This window comes from Clostridium sp. SY8519 (assembly GCF_000270305.1).
Taxonomy (GTDB): Bacteria; Bacillota; Clostridia; order Lachnospirales; family Lachnospiraceae; genus SY8519.
This window is the reverse complement of record NC_015737.1, coordinates 2,688,805-2,702,491: the sequence shown is the minus strand read 5'-3', so window position 1 is coordinate 2,702,491 and position 13,687 is coordinate 2,688,805. Positions and strand designations below refer to the sequence as shown.

The 13,687-nt window shown below is 46.4% G+C and carries 15 protein-coding genes; 14 read left to right on the top strand and 1 reads right to left on the bottom strand.

The genetic code is table 11. The features are described from left to right. Positions 1-320 precede the first annotated feature (320 nt). From CXIVA_RS12500 to CXIVA_RS12440, 14 genes are all read left to right on the top strand, one after another. On the top strand, positions 321-1,694 hold the full coding sequence (locus CXIVA_RS12500; RefSeq protein WP_242822935.1) for a radical SAM protein: 1,374 nt from the start codon (positions 321-323) through the stop codon (positions 1,692-1,694). 15 nt (positions 1,695-1,709) lie between these two features. Further along, the gene (locus CXIVA_RS12495) at positions 1,710-2,753 is read left to right on the top strand and encodes a radical SAM protein (RefSeq protein WP_013978407.1); all 1,044 of its coding nucleotides are present in this window, start codon (positions 1,710-1,712) and stop codon (positions 2,751-2,753) included. Between the two features lie 91 nt (positions 2,754-2,844). Continuing rightward, positions 2,845-3,186, top strand: coding sequence for a hypothetical protein (locus CXIVA_RS12490; RefSeq protein ID WP_013978406.1), 342 nt, complete (start codon positions 2,845-2,847; stop codon positions 3,184-3,186). A gap of 170 nt (positions 3,187-3,356) precedes the next feature. Next, entirely contained in the window at positions 3,357-3,983 is a 627-nt protein-coding gene (locus CXIVA_RS13960) for an IS3 family transposase (RefSeq protein WP_242822901.1), read from the top strand. Beyond that, positions 3,967-4,167, top strand: a complete 201-nt coding sequence (locus CXIVA_RS14420) for an IS3 family transposase (RefSeq protein ID WP_013978404.1) — start codon at positions 3,967-3,969, stop codon at positions 4,165-4,167. The genes CXIVA_RS13960 and CXIVA_RS14420 overlap by 17 nt, the downstream gene beginning before the upstream one ends. A gap of 164 nt (positions 4,168-4,331) precedes the next feature. Then, on the top strand, positions 4,332-5,204 hold the full coding sequence (locus tag CXIVA_RS12480) for a hypothetical protein (RefSeq protein WP_013978403.1): 873 nt from the start codon (positions 4,332-4,334) through the stop codon (positions 5,202-5,204). 238 nt (positions 5,205-5,442) lie between these two features. After that, the gene (locus CXIVA_RS12475) at positions 5,443-6,042 is read left to right on the top strand and encodes a cytidylate kinase-like family protein (RefSeq protein ID WP_041727953.1); all 600 of its coding nucleotides are present in this window, start codon (positions 5,443-5,445) and stop codon (positions 6,040-6,042) included. 181 nt (positions 6,043-6,223) lie between these two features. Beyond that, the gene (locus tag CXIVA_RS12470; protein ID WP_013978401.1) at positions 6,224-7,366 is read left to right on the top strand and encodes a tyramine oxidase subunit B; all 1,143 of its coding nucleotides are present in this window, start codon (positions 6,224-6,226) and stop codon (positions 7,364-7,366) included. Positions 7,367-7,450: 84 nt separating this feature from the next. Further along, a complete protein-coding gene (locus CXIVA_RS12465) occupies positions 7,451-7,804 on the top strand; it encodes a P-II family nitrogen regulator (protein WP_013978400.1) in 354 nt (117 codons plus the stop codon). A 20-nt stretch (positions 7,805-7,824) separates the two neighbouring features. Beyond that, positions 7,825-9,237 (top strand): APC family permease, encoded by a 1,413-nt coding sequence (locus CXIVA_RS12460; RefSeq protein WP_013978399.1) that lies wholly within the window; start codon positions 7,825-7,827, stop codon positions 9,235-9,237. 115 nt (positions 9,238-9,352) lie between these two features. Beyond that, the gene (locus tag CXIVA_RS12455) at positions 9,353-9,670 is read left to right on the top strand and encodes a (2Fe-2S)-binding protein (RefSeq protein ID WP_013978398.1); all 318 of its coding nucleotides are present in this window, start codon (positions 9,353-9,355) and stop codon (positions 9,668-9,670) included. 1 nt (position 9,671) lies between these two features. Next, positions 9,672-11,246 carry an FAD-dependent oxidoreductase gene (locus CXIVA_RS12450; RefSeq protein ID WP_013978397.1) on the top strand — a complete coding sequence of 525 codons (1,575 nt, stop codon included), beginning with the start codon at positions 9,672-9,674 and terminating at the stop codon, positions 11,244-11,246. A gap of 37 nt (positions 11,247-11,283) precedes the next feature. After that, on the top strand, positions 11,284-11,616 hold the full coding sequence (locus CXIVA_RS12445; protein WP_013978396.1) for a (2Fe-2S)-binding protein: 333 nt from the start codon (positions 11,284-11,286) through the stop codon (positions 11,614-11,616). Positions 11,617-11,628: 12 nt separating this feature from the next. Beyond that, entirely contained in the window at positions 11,629-12,765 is a 1,137-nt protein-coding gene (locus CXIVA_RS12440; RefSeq protein WP_013978395.1) for an FAD-binding oxidoreductase, read from the top strand. 47 nt (positions 12,766-12,812) lie between these two features. Here CXIVA_RS12440 and CXIVA_RS12435 read toward each other — a convergent pair whose 3' ends face one another. After that, positions 12,813-13,670 (bottom strand): MerR family transcriptional regulator, encoded by an 858-nt coding sequence (locus CXIVA_RS12435; RefSeq protein WP_013978394.1) that lies wholly within the window; start codon positions 13,668-13,670, stop codon positions 12,813-12,815. Between the last annotated feature and the right edge of the window lie 17 nt (positions 13,671-13,687).

Here is a 13,687-nt window from a genome sequence, read left to right as displayed (position 1 = left end):
ATCAGCAAGACCTATTCAATGCCGAAACAGTACGTTAATTATCGTAAACCGAGAAGGATATCTGAGGAACGTAGAGAGCAGATAAGGGAACAGATCAAAAATTTTAATGTAAAAAAGCAAGAGAAATAAATTGTATGACAAAAAAGTCAGACACATTTTAATTATAAAGTGAATAGCGTAGACAGAAATGTGTAAATATTATATAATAAATTGGTGTTAGCTGATGATATAGTTGTTATTTTTATACAGTATTAGGAGGTGGTTTATAATGTATGAATATGAATGTCTAACACAAGAGGAGATGGAAGCTGACATTGAAAGTGAAGAGTGCTCGCCATTTATGGGAGAGTGTTATCCGGTTGCTTGTAACCCAGGTTCTTGTTTTCCGGCTTAAAAGTATTTTTGCAAACGGAATATTTATAAAAAGCACGTTACTGATTGGTGGCGTGTTTTTTATATGGGAGGGGATAATTGTGTATTTATCGTTGAACGATGAAACCTATTTAGTTAAAGGGAAAGTAAATGGATGCATATATAGTTTTAAATCAAGAAAAATGTATTCTGTCAATACTGCATTAATGGAAAAGATAGAACAAATAAACGAACATGAGATGACCAAAGATGATATAGATGATGAGCTAAAATCAGTAATTGATGTATTTATTAAGAATGAAATTATTGTTCAAAAGAACTTTCATGAAAGGCATGATATAGAAGATCTAAAATGTCAGACGGTTCCGTCATTTGCATGGATAGAGATAACTACAAAATGTAATCTAAAATGTAAGCATTGTTACAATGATTCGCATCCTCAGAGAGATGAATCAATGTCATTACAAAATTTTCGTACAGTTGTAGATAAGTTAAAGAACTTAGGAATTACAAGAATACAAATTATTGGTGGGGAACCTTTTATGGAAGGCGCCGTTCTTAAGGATATGCTTGATTATTCAAAAAATAAATTTGAATTTATTGAAGTATTTACAAACGGAACACTTATGGATGATGAATGGATCAAGTACATAAAAGAGAATGGGATACATATTGCATTGTCTGTTTACTCATATATAGAAACAGAACATGACAAAGTAACAGATAGTATAGGTTCTTATAAGAAAACAAATGATACTATTAAAAAACTTGAGGCAGCTGATATTCCTTATAGAGTATGTAATGTACTCATGAAAGACTTATGTTTGGGGGTTAAGAACACAGATTTGTATGAATTGAATCCATCAAAAGATGTTGTGCGTATGTCTGGACGTGCTAATACATGCTTATTGTCAGAAGAGTTAGTTAGAAAAAAGTTAATCACAAAGGAAACGTTTAGGAAACCTTTGAACAAAGAAATGTCAATTAAAATGATAAACGGACATAATTGCTTTAATAATAAATTATATATTTCAGCGGATTTAAAAATATATCCTTGTGTTATGGAACGGAGAATGATGCATGGAATGATTGAATCAAATTCTGATATTATACTCAGCAAGAAAATAAGAGAATTAAATAAAGATAGGGTCAGTGGATGTTCACTATGTGAATATAGATATAATTGTTTTGACTGTCGCTCAGATAGTATAAGTGAAATAATTGATGAAAAACCATGGTATTGTACTTATATTCCGGAAGAAGGCAAATGGATTGATGTGGATCAATTCATTGCGGAGTTAAGAGAAAAAGAAATAATCTAAAAGGTTATATAAAGTATGGATAGAAAAGGATTTTTTAATAGTATAAAAAAGATGGATTTATCAGATGGCGAAGCTATCAGTAGAATGATTGAAAAAAAGGGTATCTATAAGGAATCTGATACATTTCCTTTGGCATCTTTACAATTTGAATTGACTTCACGTTGCAATGCTTTTTGCCGACACTGTTATAATAATTCCGGTGCGGAAAACATTGTAAAAGATGAAATGACATCAAAAGAATGGATACGTTTTTCAAATTACCTTGTAGAACATGGAGGTATATTTGAGTGCATTATATCTGGTGGAGAACCTCTATTAATAGGCAATGACATTTTTAAGATAATGGATATTTTACATGATGATGGAACAATATTTACATTTCTTACAAATGGTTTTTTGTTAGATACTGAGAAAATTCATAAATTAGAAAAGTATAAATATCATTGGTTACAAATATCAATTGATGGCTTGCGAGAAGAGTATCATGATTGGTTTAGAAATTGCAAAGGAAGTTGGAAAAAAGCAGTTGAAGCTGCTAAAAAAGTGTCCGAAAGCAACATTCCGTTAAAAATAGCTCATTGTGTTACACCTACTAATATAAATGAAATCGGAGCTATGTGTGATTTTGCATTTAGTATTGGTGCGAAAGAAATTATTGCTGGGGAACTAAGCTTAAGTGGGCGGACGTTTCTAAATAGAGAATTACTGCTTACGGATATTCAGCGTAAAGAAATGATAAGTATCATTCATGAAAAACAAGAACAGTATAATGGAAAAATGAGGATAAAGAGTTCCAATAGTGTGAAAAAGGGTTTAGAACGACATAGGGAAATTCCATATTCTAATGCCGTCATTAGATCAAATGGTGATATTCGACTAGATGGAATGGCTCCATTTGTAGTTGGAAATATATTGAAAGATGATTTTGCTGCAGTATGGAAAAATAGAATAAAAGACAGCTGGGAAGATAAGCGAGTATCGGAATTTATTGACAGTTTTGAAATTGATGATAGAAACTATAAATTTGTGAATTATATTGATGTTGATATTTATATTTAATCATATTGGCCTTGACAAAATACTATTTTAATATTATTCTAATAGCAGAATAATAGTATAATAATATTAAATTCATAGAAAAGAGGTTAACATGGGTATAAATTTACTTTCGGTTTTCAATGCAAAGGATTTAGGTAAATTATCAGCGGAATTGTCAGACATTGTAAGCTTGAATTTTGGTACAAATGGCAAGACGGGGGAAAAATTTGCACGTGCAGTTTTGGATAATGGAACTACGCTGATAAAATCGGTAACCGCGACAGGGGTAGAAAAAAATGTTCAATATATTATTCCAGCATTTACTTCATTAACTGAGCGCAATGAGATAATAAATGACTTATCAAAAAATCAGAAATTGACTCAAGAGATGATTGCAAGCATGATGAATATTTCGCAATCAACTGTTTCAAACGTTTTGAGAAAATCAAAATAAACTAAATATCGCTTTTTTATCGGCACTTTGGATTTTAGTCTAAGGTGCCTTTTTATATGTATTTTTTTAGGAGGTATGAGTAATGATGTAAAGTAAACGGTAAATCATGGTAAACGGTAAACCAGCGCGTGTGAATAATTCTCTGTAAATAATATTTTCTATGTTAATGATTGAGGGCTGGACTGTCAAGGAGTAGTTACTACTATCAGATAAAGGCTTTTGCAGCAGAAGATAAATATGAGTATCTGCGTCATGAAGTTGTTCGTATATTCCTTGAAAACAAAGCTCGGTATGGACATCGCAGGATCCATGCAGAACTAAAAAAGACATGGATAAAGGTCTCGGAGAAAGTCGTTCGTAGAGTGATGAAGGAAGAGGAGCTTGAAGGAAAAATCCGAAAAGCCAGGAAATACAGTTCGTATAAGGGGGAAATCAGTCCTGCTGTTCCAAACGAAGCACAGAGGGATTTTCACAGCGAGAAACCATACGAACTTCTTTTGTCGGATATCAGTGAGTTTGCTATTCCGGCAGGCAAGGGATATCTGTCTCCGGCAGTAGACTGCTTCGATGGAATGCTGGTCACGTGGAGAATAAGCGAACATCCAAATGCCGATCTCGTCAACGGCATGCTCGACGATGTGATTGCGAACATAGGCACAAAATCCAAACCAATCATTCATACGGATCGAGGATGCCACTATCGATGGCCAGGTTGGATCGAGAGAATGAAGATAAACGGATATACCAGATCCATGTCACAGAAAGGGTGCTCTCCAGATAATGCTGCTTGTGTGTGAAGGGTTATTTGGACGAATAAAAAATGAGTTCTTCTACAATCAGGACTGGACGGGTGTGACCGTGGAAGAATTCTCACGTGAGTTAGATCGTCACCTCCATTGGTACAATGAAAAAAGAATCAAGAAATCGTTAGGGTATTTGAGCCCTGTGGAGTACAGGCGATCTCTTGGATTGGTTGCCTAGGCTGTCCAAGAAAACGTCCGCACCCCCATCGGGAAAAAAACTGGAAGTTAAGAGTCATGCAGAAATAGTATTGACAGGATGCACAAATGCGATTGTAAAACGTCGGCAGGAATGTTAATATTATATTATGCAAGATATATCCGTGAGAAAGGAAGGTATTTTTTATGGCAGATTTTAAATTTGAGCCGATGCGCAGCTTCATCTATGTTAACTGCGCAAAAGAAGACTACAGACCGAAACTCCAGCGCTGGCTGTATAAAACCCATGTACCGGACAGCATCGGACAGTTTGAGCCCTATGTGACAAAATACGCGTTTTATCCTTCATTCCCGACACCGCCGGAAGGGGAGCGTTTTGGTTACTGCTCCATGCAGCTGACCGAGCATCACTGGATGGTGAGCGACTTTGATGAGCGCCTGGGCATTAAGGCCATCGCTGAGACATTCCCGCCGGAAGTTCTGTTATGGCAGGGAAATATCACGGAAGGCATGCTGGAAGCCATGAAGAAAAACGGCGGGGCACCCGGTGATGACGGCGGCGATTCCGGCAATGAAGCGCGGAGCACAAATATGGAAGGCGCCAATCCTTTCATTTTCTGTTTTGCGCCTTACTGGTGGGAAGATGATATCAAGGGAAAAGGCCGCACCATTGAGGACGGCGCGAACTACCGCTGGAATGTTGCCATCGGCTATCCGGAAGGGGTATCCGCAGAAGAAGGGGATCGCTGGCTTTTTGAAGAGGTGATCCCTGTCTTTGAGGCAGCGCCGGAATGCACCAGAATCCTTCACAGCAAGGTAAAGAAGGAAATCAACGGCGGCAGCGGCATGGAACATATTCTGGAGTTCTGGTTTGAGAATCAGTCCGGCTGGTATCAGACTGCGGTAGAAGCCACAAAAACACTGAAAAAACCGGCATGGGCCCAGCAGGATCAGTTCCCGTTCCTGAAACCGTACCACAAATTCATTTCTGTGGCAGTGGCTGACTTTACCATGGCTAACAATCTGGTCAATTATCACGGATATATTCCGAGAAGATAGGAACGAAACGATTCCGTTATCCTCCGCGGGAAGTTCATATCATTTCATACAATTCAAAAATCACCCCGGTAAAACCGCTGAAATCTCTTTCGGCGGCAGAACCGGGGTGATTTTTTATTCTGAAAAGCAAAAAAACAGTAGCGGAAACGGTTCAGAAACCGGGAAATGGAGTATAATAAAAAAGAAGAAACGGGCGGTTGATTAGCCGCGGATGAAAAGAGCGAAAGGGGTGCTTGTCATGAAGAAAATGATTATTACCATCGGACGTCAATATGGAAGCGGCGGACATGCCATTGCTGAAAAAGTAGCGGAAGAATTGGGAATCCATTTTTATGATGAGGCGAAAATCAGCGCGTCGGCGCAGAAAAAAGGGCTGAATGTGGCGAAAAAAGATGAGACCAAAGATGTGACCGATTTCGGCAACTATCTCATTAAAAAATACGATCCGATGCTTCAGAAAACCGAGCAGGATGAGATTTTTGATCTGGAGGAACAGACGATCCTGACAGCGGCGGCAGAGGGGTCCGCAGTATTTGTCGGGCACTGCGCCAACTATGTGCTGCGGGATGAGCCGGATCTGCTGTCGATCTTTATCTACGCGCCGGCGGAGTTCCGGATTCGCCGCGTGATGGAAGTGTACGGCGCAGCAGACAGGGGCCGGGCGATCCGGATCATCAAGAAAACAGACCGGACCCGGAGAAACTACAACCGCTATTATTCCGAGTATGAATGGGGCGGAACCGAGGGAAATCATTTTCTGATGGACAGCAGTATTTTCGGGATTGAGGAAACGGCCCATCTGATTGCGGAAATCGCGAGAAAACACTTCAAAGAGTAAGTAATGGGAATAAACAACCAAATAGCATCTGTTTCTTGTATTCAAATAGATACAAAATATCCTGTTGACTCTGGTATGGTACCAGGGTTTAGGGTATAAGTAACTTAAGAATGACAAGAGGCAAGGGAGCTGATTCGCAAACGCGGACAGCTCCTTTTTTTATGAAAACGGAGGCGCGGAAATGAGTGCAAAAATTGATTTTCTATATTTAAGCGAACCGGATATGATTCGGGCGGGAGTCAAGGATATGGCGGCCTGTATTGCATCCATGGAGGATATGCTCCTTCTTCTGAAAAAGGGAGATTACATGATGGGCGGGGAGAACCATAACTCTCACGGCTGCATGGTGACGTTCCCGGATGACCCGAAATTTCCGGGCATGCCGAAAAACACCCAGGACCGCAGATTCATGGCCATGCCCGCATATCTGGGCGGACGCTACCAGATGGCCGGTGTGAAATGGTATGGCTCCAATATCGAAAACAAAAAGAAAGGGCTGCCCCGTTCCATTCTGACTCTGACCCTGAATGATAAGGATACCGGAGCTCCGCTGGCGTTCATGTCCGCCAACCTGCTGTCCGCGTACCGCACCGGCGGAATCCCGGGGGTAGGCGCAAAATATCTGGCCAGGAAAGATTCGGAGACGGCAGCAGTGATCGGACCGGGAGTCATGGGAAAAACTTCTCTTGCGGCTTTTGCGGCGGTCTGTCCGAAACTTCACCGGGTAAAGATCAAGGGAAGAGGAAGAAAATCCATAGATTCTTTCATCGCGTTTGTTAAGAAAGAATATCCGCAGTTTGATGAAATCATCGTGTGTGAGACAGAGGAAGAGGCCGTCAGGGACGCGGATGTGATCTCTTTTACCACCACGGCAATGACGGATGATGATCCGGCGATCGTGGAAACCTATCCTTATATCAGCGGAGACTGGGTGAAACCGGGAGCATTTATTTCCATGCCAAGCGCGGCGCGGTTTGATGATGAGTTCCTCGGCACGTGCAAATTCGTGGTGGACAACCGGAAGCTTTATGAAGCCTGGGCCAGCGAGTACCCTTATCCCACCTATCCGAAAATGGGAATCATCGGATGCAAATTTACCGACCTGATTCATGAGGGCAAAGCCTCCGGGGAAGACCTGACCGATATGGCGGACATCATTGAAGGAAAAGCGGAAGGAAGGACTTCGGAAGATCAGGTCATTATCTATTCCGTAGGCGGTATGCCGGTGGAAGATGTGGCCTGGGGCTGCAGCGTATACCGGAGGGCGGTCAAAGAAGGAATCGGAACAAAATTAAATCTCTGGGAAACACCGGAAATGGCGTAAGGAAAGAAAAACTGCAGAAAGCCGCGCCGGCGGTGACAGACGGATCGGCAGCGGCAGGAAAACAGACAGCGGGAGGAAAATACGATGGCAGGATTATCAAGAATAGAAATTATCTGTGATATGTCGAAATTTCAGACCTTAAAAAGATGCTTAAGCGAAAGCGATCTGCGCGTGGGAGGAATGACTTTTACTCAGGTGCTGGGCTGCGGTATTGAAAAGGGAACCAAAGAATACGAAGTGGACGAGAATTATGAAATGGAATTGCTTCCTAAGATTCAGGTTGCGGTGGTGGTAGATTCCGATGCTGTGGATGCTTTGACCCAGACCTTGATGAAGGAGCTGTATACCGGACATATCGGTGACGGAAAGATATTTGTCTACAGTCTGGACAACGTGATCCGCATCCGCACCGGCGATGAGGGAACGGACGCGCTGTAACTGGAATGGGAGAGGAGCAGATGATGAAAGAAAAAACACTTGGCCTGGGAAATGTGGTGTCCGTCTCCGTCGGACTGGTCATTGCCACAAGCTGTCTGGTATCACTGGGACAGGGAGCAGGCCAGATCGGTGTATTGTTTATCGCGGCAATGGTGATTGCCTGCCTGTTCAATATGCTGACGATGGCCACCATGTCAGAACTGAATGCGCTGATGCCCAACGTAACCGGCGGGCTGGCACAGTACACACTGGCCGGCATCGGACCGATACCCACCATTGTGCTGATGGTTGGCGGATACATGGTATCCAATGTACTGTCCTGCGGCGTGGAAGCATCGATTTTTGCTTATGCCATGGGTGAGATCATTCATCTGCCCTTCGGAATACCCAATTATTTCTGGACGGTACTGGCTTCTGTGATTATTCTGATCGCGAATCTGCGGGGCGTGGATATGTTTGCCAAAGTGCAGAACCTGGTCAGCTATCTGCTGCTGGGCTCCATGCTGATTATGGGTGTCATCGGAATGCTGGGCATGGGAACCGGGGCGGAAGTCAGCCAGCCGGCGGTGATGAACGCGACCCCGCTGAATGTGGTATCCATGACGGCAGTGGCGTTCTGGCTGTTTATCGGGGCGGAATACGCGATACCGATATCCAAAAATGTAAAGAACGCAAAGCGGAATGTGCCGCTGGGAATGTTCATCGGGCTGGCCATTATCTGCGGCATTCAGTCCATTATGGTTCTGGGATTCCACAATTATACCAACTGGCAGGATCTGACTTCTTCCGCGGCGCCGCATCTGCTGTATGGTATGGCGCTGTTAGGAAAACCGGGGCAGATCTGGATGACGGTTGTCTCCGCCCTGGCTGTCGTCAGCACACAGAATTCAACGGTGCAGGGACTGTCCAACATCTTTTCCGGTATGGCCAAGACCAATCTGATGCCCCAGTTTTTCGGAAAACTGAACAGAAAATCTGTGCCGCATATCGGCGTATGGTTTGTGTCTGTGGCGATTATGATTTTTGCTTATATCAGCCAGGATTCATCTGACCGTATCAGTTTCCTGATTCTGGTAGGCTCTGTATTCTGGATGGCTTCCTATATCGCGGCCCATGTGGATCTGCTGGTGTTCCGGCATCGGCTGCCGAAAGCGCCCCGAAGCTTCAAGGTTCCGCTGGGGCCGGTGCTTCCGCTGGTCGGCATTGCGGGAACCGTGTATATGATTCTGAATATTTCAACAGACCCTGTGGAACGGGCAAAAATCTGGCTGGTAACGGCGGCTGTCCTTGGCGTGCTGTTTGTCTACTCCATATTCTGGATCCGGATTAAGATGAAAATCCCGCTGTTTCAGCCTGTGCCGATGGAAAAGGTAATGGCCATGGAAAACATCATGTATTACCGAATCCGAAAGAGCAGGGGAATCTGGAAATAGGAAAGTGGCAGCGCGGGATGGAACCGAAACCGCGCTGCGAAGAAAGATAAGAAAACAGACGCGAAGATAGAAAAAAACAGACGATAAGAAAGAAAAACAGACAGGAGGAAATGGCATGGATCGAATCAGCGAGCATCCAATTCTTGGGACGGAACATAAAGGAAAACAAGTGACTTTTACCTGTGACGGAAAGACGTATCAGGGATACGAGGGGGAACCGATTGCCATGGCGCTGCGGGTCAATGGCATCATGATCCATCGTTACACCGCGAAACACCATGAGCCCCGGGGCGTGTTCTGCGCGATCGGGAGATGTACGGACTGTGTCATGATCGTCAATGGACAGCCTAATGTGCGTACCTGCATTACGCCACTGCAGGAGGGTATGAAAATTCAGACGCAGTATGGGGTATCCGCCAGGGAGGAGGCTTGACATGAAGGTAGAAAGAAAAGAATTTATTGTAGTTGGAGCCGGACCCGCCGGTCTTTCGGCAGCGATTGAAGCAGCCTCCCGCGGGATCAAAGCAACCGTATTTGATGAAAACGCGAGACCGGGCGGCCAGCTGTTTAAACAGATCCACAAGTTCTTCGGATCCAAGGAACACAAAGCCAGGGTCCGCGGATTCCGGATCGGCGAGGAACTCCTGGAGGAAGCGAACAGACTGGGCGTGGAAGTGGTGCTTAACGCTACGGTGATCGGACTTTACAAAGAGAAGGAAATACAGGTACAGATCGGTACAGAGGTCCATCATTATAAGGCGGACGCGATTCTGGTGGCCACAGGCGCATCGGAAAACATGGTGAACTTCAGGGGATGGACACTGCCCGGGGTAATCGGGGCAGGCGCGGCACAGACCATGATGAACCTGTATCGGGTAAAACCCGGCAACCGTGTGCTGATGCTTGGAACCGGAAATGTAGGACTGGTGGTGGCATTCCAGCTGATGCAGGCAGGGTGTGAAGTGGTGGCCCTTGCGGACGCGGCACCGAAAATCGGCGGTTACGGCGTGCATGCCTCCAAGGTCGCGCGCTGCGGCGTACCGTTTTATCTGTCCCATACGATCCTGGAAGTGGAAGGCACCGACTGTGTTACGGGTGTAACCATTGCGGAAGTAGACAGGAATTTTGAATTTCTTCCGGGCACGGAAAAACACTTCGATGTGGATACGGTCTGTGTGGCAGTAGGACTTTCGCCAATGGCACAGCTTCTGAAGATGGACGGGGCGGAAATGGATGACGCAGGCGGCACAGTTCCGAAATGCAGCGCGGCAGGTGAAACATCCATACCTGGAATCTACGCCGCCGGTGATGTGGCAGGAATCGAAGAGGCGTCCTCCGCCATGATCGAAGGCCGCATGAGCGGAGAAGCTGTGGCCGAATATCTGGGCTATGTGACGGAAGAAGAGCGGGATCACAGAGAAAAGGAACTGATGCAGTCTCTGGATGCGCTGCGTCAGGGAATGTTTGCTCCCCAGAACCGGGGAAAAAAGGTGGAGGCCACAGAGGAAGGAATCGCAGTTTCTGAAAATCTTCTCAGGCATGGATTTATCGCGGATGATGAAATCGCGAGATTCCCCGGTTTCCGTTCGGAAGCAAAAGTGCATCCGGTGATCGAGTGTACGCAGAATATTCCCTGCAACCCGTGCCAGACAGCATGCAAAATGAACTGCATCTCCATCGGGGAGCATATCACGTCGCTGCCGATTTCTGTGGAAGGCAGCAAATGTGTGGACTGCGGCATGTGTGTGGCCAGCTGCTCCGGGCAGGCAATCTTTCTGGTCAGCGAGAATCCGGAAGAGGGAACTGCGGAAATTACCATTCCTTATGAATTTTTGCCGCTGCCCCAGGAGGGAGACAGAGGAAAAGGTCTATCCAGAAGCGGGGAGGCGATCTGCGATGCCGAGATTGTCCGGGTGCGTTCCGGCAAAGCTTATGACGGAACCAACCTGTTGACCATGAAAGTGCCGATTGCGGAAAAAGACCGGGCAAGATTTTATGCAAAAGCCTGAACTGCAGACAGAAAAATCGGATAGGAGAAAAAAACAGATGTTTGATATTCAGAAAAAATTAGAGGAAATCGGACCGTTTCTTCCGGAGCCGGATGATGATATTCTTGTCTGCCGATGCGAGGAAGTTACCAAAGGAGAAATCAGAAAAGCAGTGCATGCAGGAATTATGACCATTGAAGAGCTTCGCAGATTTCTGCGCTGCGGCATGGGACTGTGCCAGGGGCAGACCTGCGGAATGCTGACAAGAAGGCTGATCGCGAAAGAACTGAACGTTCCGGTACGTGAGATCGAAGCAGCGACATCCAGGTCGCCGATGCGTCCGATTGCAATGGAAATCGCCGGAAAAGATCTGGGTGAGCAGGCAGAATAGGAGAGCAGAGATATGAAGAAGACAGCAGATGTAATCATAATCGGTGGCGGAATTGTGGGCTGCGCTTCCGCGTATTATCTGGCAAAACGGGGCATCAGAGATGTGATGGTCCTGGAAAGCTCGGATTCCATCGGACATGGCGGTTCCAGCAGGAACGGAGGCGGTGTGCGGCAGTCCGGAAGGGATATCCGGGAGCTGCCCGTCGCAATGGCGGCAGTGCAGAAATTCTGGCCTGGTCTGTCGGAGGAGCTGGGTGTTGATACCGAATATACACAAAAGGGCAATATTCGGATGGGAAAGACGGCGGCACATCTGAATAAGCTGCAGACACTGACCACCAGCTGCAGAAATATGGGGCTGGATGTGGAAATGATCGATGCCAGACAGGTACATGAACTCAATCCCTATCTGTCGGATCAGGTGATTGGCGCCAGCTTCTGTCCCACAGACGGCCATGCCAATCCGCTGACCACAACCCTGGGTTATTACCTGCGCGCGCTGGAGATGGGCGTACGGTTTTATACCGGGGCAAAGGCAGTGGCTCTGCGCAAGGTAAAAGGAAGCGTCCGGAAAGTGATTCTTTCGGACGGAACGGTTCTGGAAGGGGACAATGTCCTGGTGGCCGCCGGATACGCCAGCCGTGCGATTATCAACACGGTGGGACTGGATATTCCGATGGAAGATGAGATTGACTGCTGTTTGGTAACGGAGATGGAGCCGAAAATGTTCCTTCAGATGCTGGGCTGCGCCGATGCCGATTTCTACGGGCATCAGACCAGCCACGGCTCCTTCGTGTTCGGGGCTGTGGCAGGGCCGGAGGCACTGATGGACGAGGATACGGATGAAGTGAATTTCGCGCATGCCGCAACGCTGGGAGCCAGCTGCCGTGCTATTGAAGGCTACGTACCGGCGTTAAAAAACGCGAAAATCATCCGCAGCTGGACCGGATGGTGCGACTGCACCAGCGACGGCGTCTGCGTCCTCGGCAGACCGGAGGAGACGCCGGGACTGATTCTGGCCACCGGGTTTAACGGCCATGGGTTTGGAACAGCGCCGGCAGTGGGGTATATGATGGCGCAGATTGCGGCCGGCGAAGCGCCGATGCTGGATCTGTCCTCCCTGCGCTATGAAAGATTTTATAATCTTTGATTTTCGGATTACTTCAGACAGAAAAAAGAATCCATCCGGTCCGGAGGTCAGCGGATCCTCCAGGACCGGGTGGATTCTTTTGCGACCAGAAGCTGTATTTCTGTCAGATATTCTGACTGAAGGGCAGTTTCGTAGCGATCGATATGGCAGAACTCAATGGGGTCGCCCATGACCTGGAACCGGTGATTCTGCGCGTACCGGAGCATCCGTGGAACGACTTCCCTGGTGTGGCTGTAGTCGCCGCGGTAGCAGGTGCTCAGATAGATTCCGGCAGGCAGGGTATAGTTGGTCTCGAGCTCCAGGTGTTCGGAGTAGAAGAAGACATTTTTGGTACGGTAATCCTGGCAGGTGTCATTGAGGGAGTGGATATCCAGGGTGTAGCAGTCACAGGCACCGATGGTGGCCATCTTTTTTTTCAGATCCACGGTAAAGCGGGCCAGCTGATAGTTGATCATCTGATCCGGCATGTCACTGCGGGAAATCATAAAGCAGTTTCGGGCAGGCAGCTCCAGAAGATTGATTTCTCCGGAACAGTCCCGGGCCAGATTTTCCCGGATGGAAAGCAGGCGGCCGTGAATTTCTTTTTTCTTGCGGCGCAGTTCTTTCATCTCCCGGTCGATGACCGCTTCTTCCTGTTTCAGCATGGCGGTGACGTGATCCAGTGTGCGGTCGTTTTCAAACGCCAGGATTTCCTCCGTGGAAAACCCCAGATCCAGAAGCTCACGGATGGTATTCATGGTACGGATATCATCCAGGGAGTAAAGGCGGTAGTGGTTTTCCGCGCTGCGGACGGGATGGAGCAGGCCGACTTTTTCGTAGTATCGGATGGAATCAACACCGATATGAAAAAGCTCTGAGACCTCGCCGATCTTATAGTATTCTGTTCCTTCCGGCTGTCTTTTCATAAAGAAATCTCCGTAGG

Coding starts and splice junctions, on each gene's coding strand:
- CXIVA_RS12495 (WP_013978407.1), top strand. CDS start 1,710: ATGGATAGAAAAGGATTTTTTAATAGTATAAAAAAGATGGATTTATCA.
- CXIVA_RS12490 (WP_013978406.1), top strand. CDS start 2,845: ATGGGTATAAATTTACTTTCGGTTTTCAATGCAAAGGATTTAGGTAAA.
- CXIVA_RS14420 (WP_013978404.1), top strand. CDS start 3,967: ATGCTGCTTGTGTGTGAAGGGTTATTTGGACGAATAAAAAATGAGTTC.
- CXIVA_RS12480 (WP_013978403.1), top strand. CDS start 4,332: ATGGCAGATTTTAAATTTGAGCCGATGCGCAGCTTCATCTATGTTAAC.
- CXIVA_RS12475 (WP_041727953.1), top strand. CDS start 5,443: ATGAAGAAAATGATTATTACCATCGGACGTCAATATGGAAGCGGCGGA.
- CXIVA_RS12470 (WP_013978401.1), top strand. CDS start 6,224: ATGAGTGCAAAAATTGATTTTCTATATTTAAGCGAACCGGATATGATT.
- CXIVA_RS12465 (WP_013978400.1), top strand. CDS start 7,451: ATGGCAGGATTATCAAGAATAGAAATTATCTGTGATATGTCGAAATTT.
- CXIVA_RS12460 (WP_013978399.1), top strand. CDS start 7,825: ATGATGAAAGAAAAAACACTTGGCCTGGGAAATGTGGTGTCCGTCTCC.
- CXIVA_RS12455 (WP_013978398.1), top strand. CDS start 9,353: ATGGATCGAATCAGCGAGCATCCAATTCTTGGGACGGAACATAAAGGA.
- CXIVA_RS12450 (WP_013978397.1), top strand. CDS start 9,672: ATGAAGGTAGAAAGAAAAGAATTTATTGTAGTTGGAGCCGGACCCGCC.
- CXIVA_RS12445 (WP_013978396.1), top strand. CDS start 11,284: ATGTTTGATATTCAGAAAAAATTAGAGGAAATCGGACCGTTTCTTCCG.
- CXIVA_RS12440 (WP_013978395.1), top strand. CDS start 11,629: ATGAAGAAGACAGCAGATGTAATCATAATCGGTGGCGGAATTGTGGGC.
- CXIVA_RS12435 (WP_013978394.1), bottom strand. CDS start 13,670: ATGAAAAGACAGCCGGAAGGAACAGAATACTATAAGATCGGCGAGGTC.